The following is a 16,350-nucleotide window of genomic DNA, read 5'->3' on the forward strand; positions in this document are numbered from 1 at the left end:
GTCGGTTTCGGAAAACGGGAAGTCACCTACGGAGCATCATGTCGCTATCGCCCTTCCTGAAATCATTCGCGCGCCGTCTGTGCGAGCGCGGTATCCGGCCGATGCTTGCCGGTGTTCTGCTGCTGCCGGCAGCGGCGCAGGCGGCGAGTTTCCGCTATTGGGACGACCCCACCGCCTCGGTGATCACGCTGACACGCGCACAGTTCGTCGAGCAGGTCAGGCAGCACCACGGCGAGGCGAGGCTTGTCTTCGTCAACCGCGTGGTCAACAACGCGGCTCGCCAGCAGTTCGAGGCGGTGGATACCTGGAAGGGGTTCGATCGGCTGGTCAAAGACGGCTTTGGCGACTGCGAGGATTTCGCCATCGCCAAGTACCAGATTCTGATCGACGCCGGCACGCCGTCGGATCGGCTCGATCTGCTGGCCGCCAAGGACACCATGACGCCCACCTATCACGCCGTACTCCGCTATCGAGAAGACGACGGCAGTCATCTGATTCTCGACAACCTCACGCCGATGATGCTGCCGGAAGCTCGCCGCACCGATCTGGAACCGTTGGTCGCCTTCGACCGCCAGCAGGCTCGCTATTTTCATGATGGCGCTTTTCACCCGGTGGACCCGACACGCATCGAGCTAGGCGGTCAGCGGCTGTCGGAGCGTATGCCTCACCTGATGGACTATTGATCGCCCTCGGCGGCGCTGATTTTCTCCTGACGGAGCAGGTTTTCTCGCCGCAGATACTCGATCAGCTTTTCTGCCGCCTGATCTGCCGTCAGATCGCTCAATACCCGCCCACCAGAAGCCTCGGATTTGGCCGCCGCGGCCTTGAATCGATCCCGGGCGTTGGCAGACTTGACCACCTTGAGGCGCTTGGGTCGGGCCCGTGCCGGCATGAACTGCCATGCCGCCCGATCCGCGTCGGGCGCTGGCTGGCCGATTTCGACGACATCGACCCGGCCGCGCCGCGCCGGACCGAAGGCGCTCTGCCGGGGCGCGGGGGCGACGGCATCGACCGCGACCAGGCACGGCAGCGTGACCGTAAGCCGACGCCGCTGTCCCTGAGGTAGCGCCTGAAGCAACGTGACGGCCTCACCATCGACCGACTCGATTGCGGCAACGCCGGTCACCACGGCCCATCCCAGGCGCTCGGCCAGGAGGTAAGGCAGAAGCCCGGAACCCTCGCCGCACTCGGCGCGCTGGCCCGTCAGAACCAGCTTGGCCTCATGGGCTTCCAGCCACTCGGCGAGCATCGGCACGGCATCGTCGGACGGCGCCATGGACAAGAGATCGAGCCTGCCACAACCGCCGCCACTGCCGCGCCTCTCAACCATGTCGACCCCACGGGCCATGTCGAACCCACGGGCCATGTCGAACCCATGGTACATGCCGAGATAGCCACGCAGGCACTCGACGAGCGTCGGCTCTTCAGGGTCGCCGGCGTGAACCAGCGTCAGCGCATCGCCGGCGAGTTTCAGCCCCATCTCCACGGCACGCGCGTCCTCGCGGGCACGATCGGAACGACCGGAAACGACATGCCGGCCGGCGGAAACGAGTGCGATGGTCCGGACATCACTCGCGTCGGCCTTCGACTCAGGCAGCGTCATGGCATCTCTCCTCGGTGGCGGCGGGTACCGGCGTCGGACGCCCCAGTTGCTGACAGACCGCCGCCAGCACAGCGTCGCCATCGGCGATGATGGCAAGATCCGCGCGTTTGACCATGTCACAGGTCGGGTCCCGGTTAATGGCAATGACCCGCTGACACCGGGTGATGCCCTGCAGATGCTGAACCGCGCCGGAAATCCCGACCGCGATGTAGCAGCTTGCGGCGACAAAAGTGCCGGTCGCACCGACCTGACGCGCGCGCGGCATGTTGCCGTCATCCACGGCGACACGCGACGCGCCTTCGCTGGCTCCGAGCACATCGGCAGCATGATGGAATCCAGCCCAGTCCGCGACCCCCCGCCCGGCGGAGAGAATGAACGGCGCCTGAGCCAGCGGAATCTGCTGCGGGTCGACCGCGACCCGGCCCCGATCGACGATGCCTGCGGTTATCTCGATCGCCGCGTTATCCGCTTCGAGCGTCATCGGTCGCGCTTCGTGCCGTGTTTCGCTGACCGGATCGGCGCACTCCGCCAGCGCGATCAGAATCTTCGGTACGTCGCGCTGAATATCCTGACGATCACCGGCCCGGGACAAGCTCCTGCCATCGGCGACCTGCCACACCCGTGTCGCCGGGCGCGCCTCTTGTACGCCGTCGCTCGTCAGCCGGGCGGCCAGCCGGCGGCCGAGATCGCCACCACCGGGAAAATCGTCAGCGAAGATCCAGTGTGATGGCACCAGTTCGCGCTCGGCCGCGACCAGCGCTGCCAGCCGAGATTCCGGATCGTACGTCTCGGCATCGACGAGATTCGCCAAGTCGAGTCGACGGTCGGCTCCGGCCTCCTCGAGCCCGGCAACGTCACTCAGAAAGGTCACCGCGGTGACCGCCAGGTCGGTATCGCCCGCCAGCTGTCGCGCCAGGCCGAGCAGGTCGCGGTCGTGATCGCTCAGACGCCCCTCCGCCAGCTCCGGCACCACCATGATGTAACCGCTTGGCACCTCGAGCGTGATCTGGCGGCGCGCCGGCTCGGTGCTTGCCTGCCCGCCACCCGCGATGCTCGCCTCGACCGAGGCGCCGCTGCGGTCGAGGCGCTTGATGCCATTGGGGCCGATGGCACCGAGAGCGTGGGGGTTGATCCGGGTCACGCCTTCGGCACTCGTCCAGCGCCAGGCCGGGCGCGCGAATTCGCGGTGTCTCGGATGCAATCGATTGCGACGAATGCGCTCGGCGTGGGGATCAATGCGTCTCACACTCATGCCGGAATCTCCTCGTCGGGCTGCACTTTCGCGCGTGCCGGCGTCGGCGCGGTGGCAACCACCTCGTCGAAGCCGGGCTCGATCAACGCTTCCGCCACCAGCTCCGCGAGGTCGCGAATCTGCGGTCTCGGCTCGACCACGCCTTCGAGCATCGCGGTACATTGCGGACAGGCCACGGCGACCGTGGTCGCGCCGGTCTCGCGCACGTCTTCCATGCGCATATCGGGGATTCGTGCCTTTCCGGGGACATCCGATAGCGCGGCACCGCCGCCGCCGCCGCAGCAGCGCGAGCGATAGCCGGAGCGGGCCATCTCCGCGACCTCGAGCCCCAGCGCCGCCAGTAGCTGACGCGGCGCAGCGAACTCGCCGTTGTAGCGGCCCAGATAACAGGGATCGTGATAGGTCACCGTCTCGCTGTGCGGATTCACCCCCACCGAAAGACGTCCGGCCTCGAACAGCTCGGCCATGAACGTCGAGTGATGCAGAATCTCGAACGTGCCACCGAAGGCCGGATATTCACGCCCGATCACGTGAAAGCTGTGCGGGTCAGCGGTGACGATACGCCGGAAACGATAGCGCGACAGCGTGGCGATATTGCGCTCGGCGAGACGCTGGAAGGTCGCCTCGTCGCCCAGGCGTCGCGCGACATCACCGCTGTCACGCTCCTCCTCACCCAGCACGGCGAAATCGACGCCACCGGCGCGCAATATCTTGACTAGCGCGCGCAGGGTGCGCTGATTGCGCATGTCGAAGGCGCCGTCACCCAGCCACAACAGCACGTCGACACCTTCCGGCCGGTCCTTGATCCGATCCAAATCCAGATCCGCCGCCCAATCCAGCCGCGAAGCGTTGTCGAGCCCGCCCGGATTGTCGGTGGCGATCAGGTTATCGATCGCCGCTGCGCCCTTTTCCGGCGTCTCGCCCATTTCCAGCGTGATGAAACGGCGCATGTCGACGATGGCATCGACGTGCTCGATCATCATCGGGCACTCCTCGACGCAGGCGCGACAGGTCGTGCACGCCCACAGCGTCTCGGCTTCCACCAACTGCGGCACGATGGGCGAGGCGCTTGAGCCGTGGTGTTTGCCCACGTCGATGCCGGGATAGCCGGAACCGGCATAGCGCGCGTCCGTACCGCCGGCCATGCCGACGACCATGTCCTGAATCAGTTTCTTGGGATTGAGCGGCTGTCCGGCGGCGAATGCCGGGCAGACCGCCTGACAGCGGCCGCACTGCACGCAGGCATCGAAGCCCAGCAACTGCTCCCACTGAAAATCCGACGGCTTTTCGACGCCCAGCTTCGGCGCCGCGAGATCGAGCGGGAACAACGCCGTGGAGCGGCTGCCGCGATGCACGTCATGCGGGTTCGTCGATTGAGGCTCGCCGTGCTGGTCATCGAAGCGCTCGGGGCGACGGTGAAACGCCAGATGCAGGGAGCCGGCGAACGCATGCTTCATCGGACCGCCCCAGCCCATGCCGACGATCATTTCCAGAAGGCCCCAGGCAACCAGCAACGTCAGTACCAGGACCAGCGCGCCGCCGCCCAGTGTCGTCGGTGCCACCCCGACCAGCGGCAAGCTGACCAGGAACATGCCCACCGAATAGGCCAGCAGACTCTTCGACAGCCGCTGCCAGGGGCCTTTGGAAAGCTTTGCGGGCGGATTCAGCCGCCGGCGGTTGACCGCGAGCGCCCCGACGAACATGACAATACTCGCCGCCAGCAGCAGCCCGCCGAGAATCGGGCCGTGCCAGCCGAAACCATGCACGACGATCGCCAACGCCATCGCCGCAACGAACCCACCCGCCGTGGCCACGTGGGTATGCGCCATCGCCTTGTCGCGGGCCACGACATGGTGCAAATCGTTGAGATAGCGCTTCGGCATCCGCAACAGGCGCTGCCAGCGCATCGGCGAGCGCCGCCCACGACGCCACAGGCGAATGCGCCGCGCCGCGCCGATCGCACCCACCGCCAGCGCCGTAAAAATCAGAATGGGGAGTAGCGTCTGCAGCATGGTGCTTCTCCAGAAAAGTCACTGGGTCCGGCGGTGAACGACTTGGTCCAAGAACGGCTACGAGCGAAGAAGAGACAAGGCGAATTTCGAGGAGCCAGCGGAGTGGACGTGTTTGTCCATGAGCATGGCGACGAGGAATTCAACGCCGACTCATCGAGCGCAGTCCGTTCCTGCTCATAGGTGCATGCAGAGGCGAAGCGCATCATATATCGCCGCATGCGTATTCCTCGGCGCCACACAGTCGCCCAATCGAAACAGCGCAAAATCGCCGCTTTCCGCCAGTGTCGGCTGCGGTTTGATGGCGTAGAGCGCTTCGAGATCGATCTGGCCGTGATTGCGCGAGCGATCCTTGAGTGCGTAATAGAGGCCTTCATCCGGTCGCACGCCGTTCTCGACGATCACCTGATCGATCACTCGCTCTTCATGCTCGCCGGTATATTCGTTCTCGAGCACCGCTACCAGCTTGTCGCCCTCGCGATAGACCTTGTGCAGCGCCAGGTCGCCGGTCATCACCACCGCCTTCTGATAGAGGCTGCGGTAGTAGGTCGGAAAGGTGGTGCCGCCGATCGCCACGCCCGGCTTGGTGTCATCGGTGACGATCTCGACCGTCGCCCCCTGGCTGGCACAATAATCCGCCGTCGACATGCCGCTGAACTCGCACATGGTGTCGTAGATCAGCACGTTCTTGGCGGGCTCCACCTTGCCGGAGAGAATGTCCCAACTGCTGACGACCAGGCTCTCGTCGGAATTGTCCGAGTAGCCCCACTCGGGCACCTGCTCGAGAAACGGATGCCCGCCGTTGGCGAGCACGACGATGTCCGGCTGCAGGTCGCGGATCGTCGAGTCATCGGCGCGGGTCTCCAGTTGAATGTCGACGCCGAGACGAGAAAGCTCCATCTCGTACCAGCGGGTAATGCCGGCGATCTGGTCGCGCTGCGGCGCTCTGGCGGCGAGCGTGATCTGTCCGCCCAACTGCGGCTCGGCCTCGAAGAGCGTCACGTCGTGGCCTCGCTCGGCCGCCACGCGCGCCGCTTCCATACCGCCAGGCCCACCGCCGACCACCACTACCTTGCGTTCAGGCCCGGTCGATTTCTCGATGACATGAGGCAGACCCAGGTATTCCCGTGAGGTCGCGGCGTTCTGGATGCACAGCACGTCGAGTCCCTGATACTGGCGGTCGATGCAGTAGTTGGCGCCCACGCACTGGCGAATCTGATCGGTCTGGCCCGCCTTGATCTTGGCGATCAGGTGCGGGTCGGCGATGTGCGCGCGGGTCATGCCGACCAGATCGACATAGCCGCCCTCGAGCACCCGCTCGGCCTGGGTCGGATCCTTGATGTTCTGGGCATGGATCACCGGCACCGAGACGACTTCCTTGATGCCCGCCGCCAGATGCAGAAACGGCTCCGGCGGATAGGACATGTTGGGAATGACGTTGGCGAGCGTGTCGTGGGTATCGCAGCCGGAGCCGACCACGCCGAAGAAATCGACCATGCCGGTGGCGTCGTAATACGCCGCGATCTCCTTCATGTCGTCCTGGGAGAGTCCGTCGGGGTGGAACTCGTCACCGCAGATGCGCATGCCGACACAGAAGTCCTCACCCACCTCGGCGCGCACGGCCTTCAATACTTCCATACCGAAGCGCATGCGGTTTTCGAAGCTGCCGCCCCACTGGTCGGTACGCTTGTTGACCCGCGGGCTCCAGAACTGGTCGATCAGATGCTGATGCACGGCGGAGAGCTCGCAGCCGTCGAGCCCGCCCTCTTTCACTCGGCGCGCGCCCTGGGCAAAGTCGGAGATCACTCGCCATATCTCCTCCTCCTCGATAGTCTTGCAGGTGGCACGGTGGACCGGCTCGCGAATCCCCGACGGCGACATCAGTGTCGACCAGTTATGGCCGTCCCAACGCGAGCGGCGACCCATATGGGTGATCTGGATCATGATCTTGCCGCCGTGCTTGTGGACGGCATCAGCCAGGTTCTGGAAGTGCGGGATGATGCGGTCGGTCGAGACGTTGACCGAGCTCCACCACTGTTGCGGGCTGTCGATGGAGACTGGCGACGAGCCACCACAGATGCAGAGCCCGCAGCCGCCCTTCGACTTCTCCTCGTAGTATTTCACGTAGCGATCGGTCGTCATGCCGCCATCGGTCGCGTAGACCTCGGCGTGGGCGGTGCTGACGACCCGATTACGGATCGTCAGCTTGCCGATCTGGATCGGTTTGAAAAGGGCTTCATGGGCCATGGGGTGCTATCTCCTTCAACGACGAAGCGTGATCCCGCGCTTCGCTTCCGCCCTCTTGTCGGGGCGTCCCAACGAATGGAATGGCAGGGGCGTCAGCGAGGAGCTACCTCGAAATAACCGACTTCACATCCCGCTTCGGCACCGCTCTGCGTCTGCTCGGCGATGCTCCTCAGGCTGCTGCCACGCGCTTCAAGAACCTGATCCATGGCGCCGGCAAACCACCCGGTGAACATGTAGTCGACCTTGGTGCCGGTCTTGCCGAGCTGATAGACAAAGCAGGAGTGCTCGAGCCGCACCTTCGCCGTGCCCGCCGCGAGATCGATCTCCTCGGTGATGAACTTGCCCCAGCCACGCTGGGAGAGACGGTTCATGTAGTGCTCGAAGACCGCAACGCCTTCGATGCCGTGCAGCTCCGCCTCCTTCTCGCACCAGTACCAGGCCGACTTGTAGCCGGCGTCGTAGAGAATCTTCGCGTAAGCCTCGACGCCCAGCGCCGCCTCGATCGCGACGTGGTTGTTGATGAAGAAGTGGCGCGGCACGTAGAGCATCGGCAGCGCATCGGTCGTCCAGATGCCGGTATCGCTGTCCACGTTGATCGGCAGTTCGGGGGCCATCAGAGTCATATCGGTTACCTCGAAAATTGTTCTTGAGCTGCGAGCAAGAAGCGTCAGCTTCGGGACGCTGAAAGCAAGCGCTTCGGGACGCTGTAAACAGAAGCTTCGAGCAAGATTGTGCTCGCGGCTCGCGGCTCGCGACTCGCGGCTCGAAGCTCGCCGCTGTTATTCGCCCCAGACGTCTTTTAACGTGCGAAGCCAGTTCTCCCCCATGATCTTGCGCACCACCGGCTCGGAGAGGCCGTGATCCAGCAGCGCCTGGGTGAGGTTGGGAAACTCGCCGATGGTGCGGATGCCCTTGGGGTTGATGATTTCGCCGAACCGGGTCAGGCGGCGGGCGTACCCCTTGTCGTGGGTCAGCCATTCGAAGAAGGCTTCGTCCTGGCCCTGGGTGAAGTCGGTGCCGATGCCGATGGCGTCCTCGCCGACGATGTTCATGATGTAGACGATCGCTTCGACGTAGTCTTCGACCGTGGCGTTGACGCCGGCGCGCAGGAAGGGCGTGAACATGGTCACGCCGACGAAGCCGCCATGATCGGCGATGAACTTGAGCTCTTCGTCGGATTTGTTGCGCGGATGCTCCTTGAGTCCGGTCGGCAGGCAGTGGGAGTAGCAGACCGGCTTTTTCGATTCGAGGATCACCTCTTCGGAGGTTTTCGAGCCGACGTGGGAGAGATCGCACATCATGCCGACCCGGTTCATCTCGGCGATGACTTCACGGCCATAGCCGGAGAGGCCGCCGTCGCGCTCGTAGCAGCCGGTCCCGACGAGATTCTGGGTGTTGTAGCAGAGCTGCGTAATGCCGACGCCGAGCTTCTTGAACACTTCGATGTAGCCGAGCTTGTCTTCGAAGGCGTAGGCGTTCTGGAAGCCGAGAATGATGCCGGTCTTGCCCTCTTCCTTAGCGCGGGTGATATCGCGCGTGGTGTGAACCGGACGCACGAGTTCCGCGTTGTCACGCATCAACTGGTTGACCGCGACGATGTTGTCGACCGTCGCCTCGAAATCCTCCCACACCGACACCGTGCAGTTGGCGGCCGTGAGCCCGCCCTTGCGCATGTCCTCGAACAGCGCGCGGTCCCACTTGGCAATGATCAGGCCATCGATGACGATAGCATCGTCGTGCAGGGATGGTGTCGACATGGAATAGTCTCCTCTTGGCTGGCTGGTCGCTGGGGCATGTTGTGATTGGACGTCGGTAACGCGTCGACCAGGCGTGTTTCGCGCAGCATATCCCCGGGCCGGCGGCGCCCGCCGACCGAAAGCGAATCCCAGTGTTCCGATTGCGTCACGTCAAAATATCCCTGAGCGACACCGACGGTGTTACGCTCCCGCCATTTCCGGCCCATTCCTCGATCTTTGCTTATCAGTACAGGAGCCGACGCCATGGCAGGGACCCGCCCAACAACGGCCATGTCCGGATGGTGGCTAGGCCTGCGTGAGGCCTTACCGCTACTGGGCGGCTATATCCCGGTGGCGATTTCGTTCGGGCTGATCTCCACGCAGGCGGGATTCAGCACGGTCGAGACACTCGTCATCTCGACGCTGATCTACGCGGGCGCCTCGCAGTTTCTGTTCGTGGGCATGGCGGCCAGCGGCTCACCGCTCTGGCTGACCGTGGCGCTGACGCTACTGATCAATTTGCGACATCTGGTCTATGCGCCCAACCTGGCTCCGTGGCTGCCGCAGAGCCGCTGGTGGCCGTGGCTGATGCATGGACTGACCGACCAGGTCTTCGCCCTGGCTCACATTCGGCTGCCGCAGCTGCCGGAATCGCAGCGCGTCGGCTGGTTCTTCGGCGCCGCACTACTGGCCTGGCTCAGCTGGATCGCCGGCTCACTGCTGGGCGCCGTCGGCGGAGAGTGGCTGACCAGCCGCTGGCCGTTGCTCGGCGAAGTCATGCCTTTCGCCCTGCCCGCCCTGTTTCTGGTGCTGGTCGTGCCGAGATTCACCTCGCGACGCTGGGCCGCCGCCTTGAGTATCAGCATTGCCGCAGCGCTCGTCTGTACGCTGACCGGGTTGACCAATATCGCCATTCCTCTGGCCGCCGCCTGCGGCGCGCTCTGCTTTTATCTGATTCGCCTGCCGACGACGCACGGGCCGGAAGCGGGAGGTAAGCCATGAGCCTCGAACTCTGGATCGGCACGCTCGTTGCGGCGCTGGGCACCTATCTGATCCGCCTGCTGCCGCTTCTGTGGATGCAGCGCCGAATGAAGAGTTCGGATCGTGGCGAAGGGCCGGAAGCGATGCCCCAGTGGCTGGTGATCCTGGGGCCGATGATGATCGCCGCGGTGCTCGGCGTCTCGCTGGTACCGCGCACGCCGGACGCCGCTGGCTGGGGCGCCACGGTCATTGGCCTGGGCGTGACGCTCGCCGTCTGGTGGCGCACTCGCTCGCTGGGCTGGCCGGTGGTGGCAGGCGTATTGGCTTTCGGTGGCGTAGTGATCGCGGCGAGAATGGTCGTCTAGGATCGGGCAGACGATGCCCTGCGCAAAAACCGATCGGGCGACCTGATGGTCGCCCGATCCCTGCCAAGACTCTTCACAGCTCGCCAGCTTCGTCAGTTGAGCGCCACGCTTGCGTAGGTCGGCTCGCCCCGGGCATCGTTCAAGGCAACGCTCGCGCTCGAGTACTGCATCAGAGACTCGGACTCCGTTACCGGCGAAGGAATCGGTTCGAGACGACGAATCTTGAGCGACTCGCCCCGATCCTCGCGCGGCGGCGTACCGAAGTACTCGCGATAGCACTTGGAGAAGTGCGGCGTGGAGACGAAGCCGCAGGCAGAAGCGATCTCGATGATCGGCAGCGGGGTCTGCTTCAGCAGCTGGCGTGCCCGTGTCAGGCGCAACTTGAGGTAGTAGCGCGACGGCGAACAGTGCAGATGGCGCTGAAACAGTCGCTCGAGCTGACGTCGAGAGACATCGACGTAGCTGGCCAGCTCGTCGAGTTCGATCGGCTCCTCGATATTGGCCTCCATCAGCGCCACGATCTCCAGAAGCTTCGGCTGCGTGGTGCCGAGCACATGCTTGAGCGGAACCCGCTGCTGATCCTCCTCGCCGCGCACGCGCTCGTAGATGAACATCTCGGAAATCGCCGCGGAAAGTTCACGACCATGATCGCGGCCGATCAGATTGAGCATCATGTCCAGCGGCGCCGTGCCGCCGGAGGCAGTGAAGCGATCACGATCGATGGAGAACAGGCGCATGCTCCAGGCCGCGCGCGGATAGGCCTCCTGCATGGCCGCCTGGCACTCCCAGTGAATGCTCACCTCGTAGCCATCCAGCAGGCCGGCCTGCGCCAGGGCCCAGCTACCGGTACAGACGGAACCGATGCGGCGCAGCACACGCGAGCGGCTCTGCAGCCACGAGACCAGCGCCGGCGTGACGGACTTCAAGGGTGCCACGCCGCCGCATACCACCAGCCAGTCGAGACGCAGCGGCGACTGAGCGCTTGCGTCGGGCGTCACCTGCATGCCGTCACTGGCCCGCACCGGGGCGCCGTCGAGCGTGATGATGTACCAGCGGTAGAGCTCGCGGCCGGCCAACTGATTGGCCATGCGCAAGGGTTCGATGGCCGAGGCCAGCGAGATGAGAGTGAAGTTGTCGAGCAGCAGAAAGCCGAGTGTCTGCGGTTCGGGGACGGTGCCGGTGGCGGCACCGGGATGCGAGAAACTTGCCATTTCACGTCTCCTCCAAGGATGGGTAGATGGTTATTGTTATTGCGATTTCCCTGGTGTCTGCCGGTCGCGATCCCGCCCTTTTCTTGCGCGGTGGTGGCGATCTCGAACGCCGGTGACATTGACCGTATAGTCGGCTTTCCTTGAGCGTTTCGGCCTTGACCCGACTCTAATCCCTGTGGCGCATGGGCGCATGTCTTTTTATCTCTGCGCGACAACGTCAACGCCGCTGAATAGCCCGATGTCGCTTTTGGAACAGAATTCTTGCAATACGTATCCAGGGGGTCGCATTGGTGCCATATGGATAAAAATAGCTCCCAAATGAGAATAAAAACTCGTATCATTCCTTGCTTCGAGCCGGCGTTGTAGACCACACTCCATTTCCTGTGCCGGCCGCAGTCGGGCCAGACATGCTCATCCCATTTCTCATCATGCTCAGAGAGGGTCTCGAGGCCGCGCTCGTCGTCGGGATCATCGCCAGCTATCTTCACCAGAGCGGCCGTCAGGCATGGATACCCGCCATCTGGATCGGTATTTTCCTGGCGGGCGCTCTCGCCCTTTTCGTTGGCGCCGGCCTGCAGTTCGCCAGCGCCGAGTTCCCCCAGCGCCAACAAGAGCTATTCGAAGCCGTCGTCGGGTTGCTGGCCGTCGGCGTGCTGACCTGGATGGTGCTCTGGATGCGCCGAGCCGCCAGCGGCATGCGCGCAGAGCTGAACGACGCCGTCGAGCGCGCTTTTCATAGCGGACGCCGCCACACTTATGCCTTGATCGGCATGGTCTTTCTCGCCGTCGCGCGCGAGGGGCTGGAGTCGATCTTCTTTCTGCTGGCCGTGTTCCAGCAGAGCCAGAGCGCCCACGCCCCCCTCGGCGCCCTGCTCGGACTCGCGGTTGCCGTGGCGGTGGGAATCGCGCTCTACCGAGGCAGCCTGAAGCTGCCGCTCGCGCACTTTTTCCGCGCGACCGGGCTCTTCATTCTGCTGGTCGCCGCCGGTCTTCTGGCCGGTTCGGTGCGTGCGCTGCACGAAGCGGGGATATGGAATCACGCTCAGCAGATCGTCTTCGATGTCAGCGATCGCCTGCCGCTCGACTCCACGCTGGGGTCACTGTTCTCGGGAATCTTCGGCTACCAGCCGGCGCCCACGGTTAGCGAGGTGGTTTGCTACCTCGGCTATCTCGCTTTCGCCTACTGGCTACTGCGACCGCGGGCGTTATCCCGCCCTTCCGCCGCGGCAAGGGCAGCATCGCCGGCATCTTCGGCGAGCCAGCCATGAGCCAAGCCACGATGCCCAACCAGGCGCCCGCTGCGAGCGCGCCCCCGCCCGGCCTGCTCCGGCTCGGTGTCGCGCTCTCCGGCCTGACGATGCTCGCCGGACTCGCCACCTTTGCGCTGTCGCTCGAACATGCCGGATCGACGGGAGGAAAAGCGACGAAGGCGGGCACCGTGGTCAATGTGACCGCCAGCGGTTGCGAACCCGCGCAGCTCGAGGTGCCGGCCGGACGGCGCACCTTCACGGTCGTGAACCAATCGAACCGCGCCGTGGAGTGGGAGATCATCGACGGCGTCATGGTGCTGGCCGAGCGCGAGAATATTGCACCTGGCCTGCGCCAGCCGCTGACGGTCGATCTCGCCGCCGGTACCTACGCGATCACCTGCGGCCTGCTGAGCAATCCGCACGGCGAACTCAAGGTCGTGGCCAGCGACAATGGCGCACCACCGACGCCGCTGTCGAAAACGGCATTCATCGGGCCGCTGGCAGAGTATCGCGTCTATACCACGCTCGAGCTGCGCAAGCTTCAGGCTGGCGCCAAGGCATTGGCGGCAGCGATCGACAGCGGCGATCTTGAACGGGCCAAGGCTGCCTATGACGCGGCCAGACGCGCGGACATGCATCTCGCCATGCCGATCGGGCTGTTCAGCGATCTAGACCAGCGCCTCAACGCGCGCGCCGAGGATTTTGCCAGACGTGATCAAGATCCGGACTTCGCGGGTTTTCATCGCCTCGCCATCGGACTTTTCGACCATGGCAGCACTGTCGACCTCGCCCCCATCGCCGATCAATTGGTGACGGATGCCGCAGCGTTGAAGACCCGCCTGGACGCCACCGCGGTTCCGGCCAGCCAGCTTGCCGACGGCACGGCGCGGGTGCTTGGTGCCTGGAGCGATCGACAACGCGGTGCCACGGTGCTGACGACGCAGGACCTTGCCGACCTCAAAGCATTGACCGAGGGCGCGCACAAGGTCGTTACGCTGCTTTCACCGCTGCTGGCAAGCCAGTCGCCCGAGACGCTCACGTCACTGCAGTCGTCTCTCGCCACGCTCGAGCAGCGTCTGCCGTCCTCCGCTGGCGCCGCAGAACCTCCTGGAGACAGCCCCCCGGCGGGCGCCGCCCCTGCTGTGCTGCTGAACCCTTCTGTGTTGCTGAAAGAGACGCAGGCGCTCGCGGATTCGCTCGCCGACGTCAATGCCGCGCTGACGCAACAAGGATAATCAAGGTACCGGTTCTCTCATGTCATCATCGAACGCTTTCTGGCGCTGCCCTTTCTTGAAATCTGACGCCTCGAACTCAAGCGCCTCGAGGTCAGACGCCGCCGTCGAGGCCCCCGAAGCCGACCGTCGCCGCTTTCTCAAGACGGCCGGCATGACCGGCCTGGGCGCTGGAATGGCCGGCTTGAGCGGGCTCTGCCCTGCGCGGGCCGATGCGCCGGTCAGTCACGGCAAGGAGGTGACCAGCACCCCGCAGATGCAGGACGCCCAGCTGCGCTATCCGTTTCACGGCGTTCACCAGCAGGGTGTCGTCACACCGCGCCCCGCTTCCGGCATGCTGGTCGCGTTCGATGTACTCGCGCGCGACCGCGAGAGCCTCGATCGGCTGTTTCGAACGTTGAACGAGCGGATCGCCTTTCTGACCCAAGGCGGCGCCGTGCCGACCCGCGATCCCCGCTACCCGCCGCCCGACTCCGGCACGCTCGGCCCGGTTGTGCCGCCCGATGGGCTGACGATGACCCTCGCCGTCGGCGATTCATTCTTCGATGAGCGCTTCGGTCTGACAAACCTGCGCCCTCGCCACCTTCAGCGGATGGAAGGCTTTCCCAACGATGCGCTCGACGCCGACCGCTGCCACGGCGATCTGGCAATCCAGATATGTGCCAATACGCTCGATACCGCCTATCACGCGCTGCGCGACATCATCAAGAACACGCCGGGGCTGCTGGTGGTGCGCTGGAAGCAGGAGGGCACGGTGCCGCTGCTTCCCCCCTCCCCCGGCGCTGTCGATGGCAGTGCCCGCAACTTTCTCGGTTTTCGCGACGGCTCCGCCAACCCGAGCGGTGATGATCAAGCCCTGATGAACGAACTGGTCTGGGTGGGTAGCTCTCACGGAGAACCGGCCTGGGCCAGCGGCGGCACCTACCTGGCGGCGCGCATCATCCGCAATTTCGTCGAGCGCTGGGATCGCACCCCGCTGCAGGAGCAGGAGGCCATCTTCGGCCGCCGCAAGATGAGCGGCTCGCCGCTGGCGGGCGGCAGCGAGCAGGATCTGCCCGACTACGCTACCGATCCGGACGGCGACGTGACGCCGCTGGATGCGCATATTCGTCTGGCCAACCCGCGCACTGCCGCGACAGAGAAGAGCCGCATCCTGCGCCGCCCGTTCAACTACTCGAATGGCGTCGAACGCAACGGCCAGCTCGACATGGGGCTGCTGTTTCTTTGCTTCCAGGCCGATCTCGAAGCCGGTTTCATCAGCGTTCAGCGCCGTCTCGACGGGGAACCGCTGGAGGAGTACATCAAGCCCGTGGGCGGCGGCTACTTCTTCGTGCTTCCCGGCGTGCGAGACGAAAACGACTATCTCGGCCGCAGCCTGCTGGCAGCGGCCGTTTGAAGATGCGTCCCATACCGACGTAAGCACAGAAGAGCGCTCGACCTTCAGAGCGCCGCGGAAAGACCGCTGATTGGCTAGTGAATCATCAAGATTGGCTAGTGGATCATTAAAAGGAGCATCTTATGACAACCTATCGACAGTGCATCGCCGCAGGCGCCTTGAGCCTGCTCACCCTGGGCGCCACCGCACAGGCTGCCGTGGCACCGGAATCTCTGGTCGGGCCCATCGCCGACTACAAGCTCTATGTGCTCGACAACCTCGACCAGTTCGTCAGCCACACCAAGGCCTTCACGCAGGCGGTCGAAGCCGGCGATCTTCAGGAGGCGCAGGCGCTCTACGCACCGACCCGCATCTATTACGAGCGGATCGAACCGATCGCCGAGCTGTTCGCCGATCTGGATGCCAGCATCGATGCACGTGAGGACGACTACGAAAACGGTGTCGACGATCCCGACTTCACCGGCTTCCACCGGCTCGAGTACGGCCTCTTCCACGAACAGACCACCGACGGTCTGAAACCATTCGCCGAGCGCCTGATGAGCGACGTCAACGATCTCGACAGCCGGGTCCAGGATTTGACCTTCCCGCCCTCCTCGGTCGTCGGTGGTGCCGCGGCGCTGATGGAAGAAGTCGCCGCGACCAAGGTATCGGGTGAAGAGGACCGCTACAGCCGCACCGATCTGTGGGACTTCCAGGCCAACGTGGATGGCGCCAAGGAGATATTCGAGCTCTTCAAGCCACTCGCAGCCCAGGAAGATCAGGCGTTCGTCTCCCGCGTCGAACAGAACTTTGCCGCGGTCGATTCGACCCTGGCCGATTATCGCCTCGACGCCGATGACCCGCAGTCCGGGTTCGAGTCCTACGACGAAGTCAGCGACAGCGACCGCCGTGCGCTGACCGGGCCCGTTACCGTTCTCGCCGAGGATCTCTCGACCCTGCGTGGCCTGTTGGGCCTCGACTGACGAGGTCTGGCCTGCCCGGCGCCTGATGAACCGTGCCGGCCGTCGAACGATTCTGCCGGAGACCGGCACCGCTGGCGCCGGTCACCTCTCCGTGACTCGCGCTTGC

The 16,350-nt window shown here is 64.4% G+C and carries 14 protein-coding genes; 7 read left to right on the forward strand and 7 right to left on the reverse strand.

Going from position 1 to position 16,350, the window contains the following annotated elements:
• Nucleotides 1–38 precede the first annotated feature (38 nt).
• A complete protein-coding gene (locus tag IE125_RS12040; protein ID WP_189444929.1) occupies nt 39–683 on the forward strand; it encodes a transglutaminase-like cysteine peptidase in 645 nt (214 codons plus the stop codon).
• Here the strand turns inward: IE125_RS12040 and IE125_RS12045 are convergent.
• The 6 genes from IE125_RS12045 to IE125_RS12070 all read right to left on the reverse strand — a co-directional run bounded on the left by IE125_RS12045 (nt 677) and on the right by IE125_RS12070 (nt 8,868).
• Complete coding sequence (locus tag IE125_RS12045; protein ID WP_189444930.1) at nt 677–1,603, reverse strand: electron transfer flavoprotein subunit beta; 927 nt, start codon at nt 1,601–1,603, stop codon at nt 677–679. The genes IE125_RS12040 and IE125_RS12045 overlap by 7 nt on opposite strands.
• Nucleotides 1,590–2,855 carry an electron transfer flavoprotein subunit alpha/FixB family protein gene (locus IE125_RS12050; RefSeq protein ID WP_189444931.1) on the reverse strand — a complete coding sequence of 422 codons (1,266 nt, stop codon included), beginning with the start codon at nt 2,853–2,855 and terminating at the stop codon, nt 1,590–1,592. The genes IE125_RS12045 and IE125_RS12050 overlap by 14 nt, the downstream gene beginning before the upstream one ends.
• Entirely contained in the window at nt 2,852–4,867 is a 2,016-nt protein-coding gene (locus tag IE125_RS12055; protein WP_189444932.1) for a (Fe-S)-binding protein, read from the reverse strand. The genes IE125_RS12050 and IE125_RS12055 overlap by 4 nt, the downstream gene beginning before the upstream one ends.
• Nucleotides 4,868–5,041: 174 nt before the next feature.
• Nucleotides 5,042–7,111, reverse strand: a complete 2,070-nt coding sequence (dgcA, locus tag IE125_RS12060) for a dimethylglycine demethylation protein DgcA (protein ID WP_189444933.1) — start codon at nt 7,109–7,111, stop codon at nt 5,042–5,044.
• A gap of 92 nt (nt 7,112–7,203) precedes the next feature.
• Complete coding sequence (locus IE125_RS12065; RefSeq protein ID WP_189444934.1) at nt 7,204–7,734, reverse strand: DUF5943 domain-containing protein; 531 nt, start codon at nt 7,732–7,734, stop codon at nt 7,204–7,206.
• Between the two features lie 156 nt (nt 7,735–7,890).
• Nucleotides 7,891–8,868 (reverse strand): dipeptidase, encoded by a 978-nt coding sequence (locus IE125_RS12070; protein WP_189444935.1) that lies wholly within the window; start codon nt 8,866–8,868, stop codon nt 7,891–7,893.
• 243 nt (nt 8,869–9,111) lie between these two features.
• On the opposite strand from IE125_RS12070, the gene IE125_RS12075 reads away from it, so the two are divergent.
• Nucleotides 9,112–9,849, forward strand: a complete 738-nt coding sequence (locus IE125_RS12075; RefSeq protein ID WP_189444936.1) for an AzlC family ABC transporter permease — start codon at nt 9,112–9,114, stop codon at nt 9,847–9,849.
• Nucleotides 9,846–10,193, forward strand: a complete 348-nt coding sequence (locus IE125_RS12080; protein ID WP_189444937.1) for an AzlD domain-containing protein — start codon at nt 9,846–9,848, stop codon at nt 10,191–10,193. Before IE125_RS12075 ends, IE125_RS12080 begins: the two co-directional genes overlap by 4 nt.
• A gap of 92 nt (nt 10,194–10,285) precedes the next feature.
• Here IE125_RS12080 and gbdR read toward each other — a convergent pair whose 3' ends face one another.
• Nucleotides 10,286–11,404, reverse strand: coding sequence for a choline metabolism transcriptional regulator GbdR (gene gbdR / locus IE125_RS12085; RefSeq protein WP_189444938.1), 1,119 nt, complete (start codon nt 11,402–11,404; stop codon nt 10,286–10,288).
• 407 nt (nt 11,405–11,811) lie between these two features.
• Here gbdR and efeU point away from each other — a divergent pair, with 407 nt between their 5' ends.
• The 4 genes from efeU (at nt 11,812) to efeO (IE125_RS12105) (ending at nt 16,244) form a co-directional block, all read left to right on the forward strand.
• On the forward strand, nt 11,812–12,672 hold the full coding sequence (gene efeU / locus IE125_RS12090) for an iron uptake transporter permease EfeU (protein WP_189444939.1): 861 nt from the start codon (nt 11,812–11,814) through the stop codon (nt 12,670–12,672).
• Complete coding sequence (gene efeO / locus IE125_RS12095; RefSeq protein ID WP_189444940.1) at nt 12,669–13,889, forward strand: iron uptake system protein EfeO; 1,221 nt, start codon at nt 12,669–12,671, stop codon at nt 13,887–13,889. The genes efeU and efeO (IE125_RS12095) overlap by 4 nt, the downstream gene beginning before the upstream one ends.
• A 55-nt stretch (nt 13,890–13,944) precedes the next feature.
• Nucleotides 13,945–15,282: an iron uptake transporter deferrochelatase/peroxidase subunit gene (gene efeB, locus IE125_RS12100; protein WP_229809078.1), complete on the forward strand. Its 1,338-nt coding sequence runs from the start codon at nt 13,945–13,947 to the stop codon at nt 15,280–15,282.
• Nucleotides 15,283–15,404: 122 nt separating this feature from the next.
• Nucleotides 15,405–16,244 (forward strand): iron uptake system protein EfeO, encoded by an 840-nt coding sequence (efeO, locus tag IE125_RS12105; protein WP_189444942.1) that lies wholly within the window; start codon nt 15,405–15,407, stop codon nt 16,242–16,244.
• The last annotated feature ends 106 nt before the right edge of the window (nt 16,245–16,350 follow it).

It is taken from the genome of Salinicola rhizosphaerae (assembly GCF_014652715.1).
Taxonomy (GTDB): domain Bacteria; phylum Pseudomonadota; class Gammaproteobacteria; order Pseudomonadales; family Halomonadaceae; genus Salinicola; species Salinicola rhizosphaerae.

Excerpts from the sequence above, each read along its gene's own strand:
- IE125_RS12040 (WP_189444929.1), top strand. The coding sequence starts at position 39 with ATGTCGCTATCGCCCTTCCTGAAATCATTCGCGCGCCGTCTGTGCGAG.
- IE125_RS12045 (WP_189444930.1), bottom strand. The coding sequence starts at position 1,603 with ATGACGCTGCCTGAGTCGAAGGCCGACGCGAGTGATGTCCGGACCATC.
- IE125_RS12050 (WP_189444931.1), bottom strand. The coding sequence starts at position 2,855 with ATGAGTGTGAGACGCATTGATCCCCACGCCGAGCGCATTCGTCGCAAT.
- IE125_RS12055 (WP_189444932.1), bottom strand. The coding sequence starts at position 4,867 with ATGCTGCAGACGCTACTCCCCATTCTGATTTTTACGGCGCTGGCGGTG.
- dgcA (WP_189444933.1), bottom strand. The coding sequence starts at position 7,111 with ATGGCCCATGAAGCCCTTTTCAAACCGATCCAGATCGGCAAGCTGACG.
- IE125_RS12065 (WP_189444934.1), bottom strand. The coding sequence starts at position 7,734 with ATGACTCTGATGGCCCCCGAACTGCCGATCAACGTGGACAGCGATACC.
- IE125_RS12070 (WP_189444935.1), bottom strand. The coding sequence starts at position 8,868 with ATGTCGACACCATCCCTGCACGACGATGCTATCGTCATCGATGGCCTG.
- IE125_RS12075 (WP_189444936.1), top strand. The coding sequence starts at position 9,112 with ATGGCAGGGACCCGCCCAACAACGGCCATGTCCGGATGGTGGCTAGGC.
- IE125_RS12080 (WP_189444937.1), top strand. The coding sequence starts at position 9,846 with ATGAGCCTCGAACTCTGGATCGGCACGCTCGTTGCGGCGCTGGGCACC.
- gbdR (WP_189444938.1), bottom strand. The coding sequence starts at position 11,404 with ATGGCAAGTTTCTCGCATCCCGGTGCCGCCACCGGCACCGTCCCCGAA.
- efeU (WP_189444939.1), top strand. The coding sequence starts at position 11,812 with ATGCTCATCCCATTTCTCATCATGCTCAGAGAGGGTCTCGAGGCCGCG.
- efeO (WP_189444940.1), top strand. The coding sequence starts at position 12,669 with ATGAGCCAAGCCACGATGCCCAACCAGGCGCCCGCTGCGAGCGCGCCC.
- efeO (WP_189444942.1), top strand. The coding sequence starts at position 15,405 with ATGACAACCTATCGACAGTGCATCGCCGCAGGCGCCTTGAGCCTGCTC.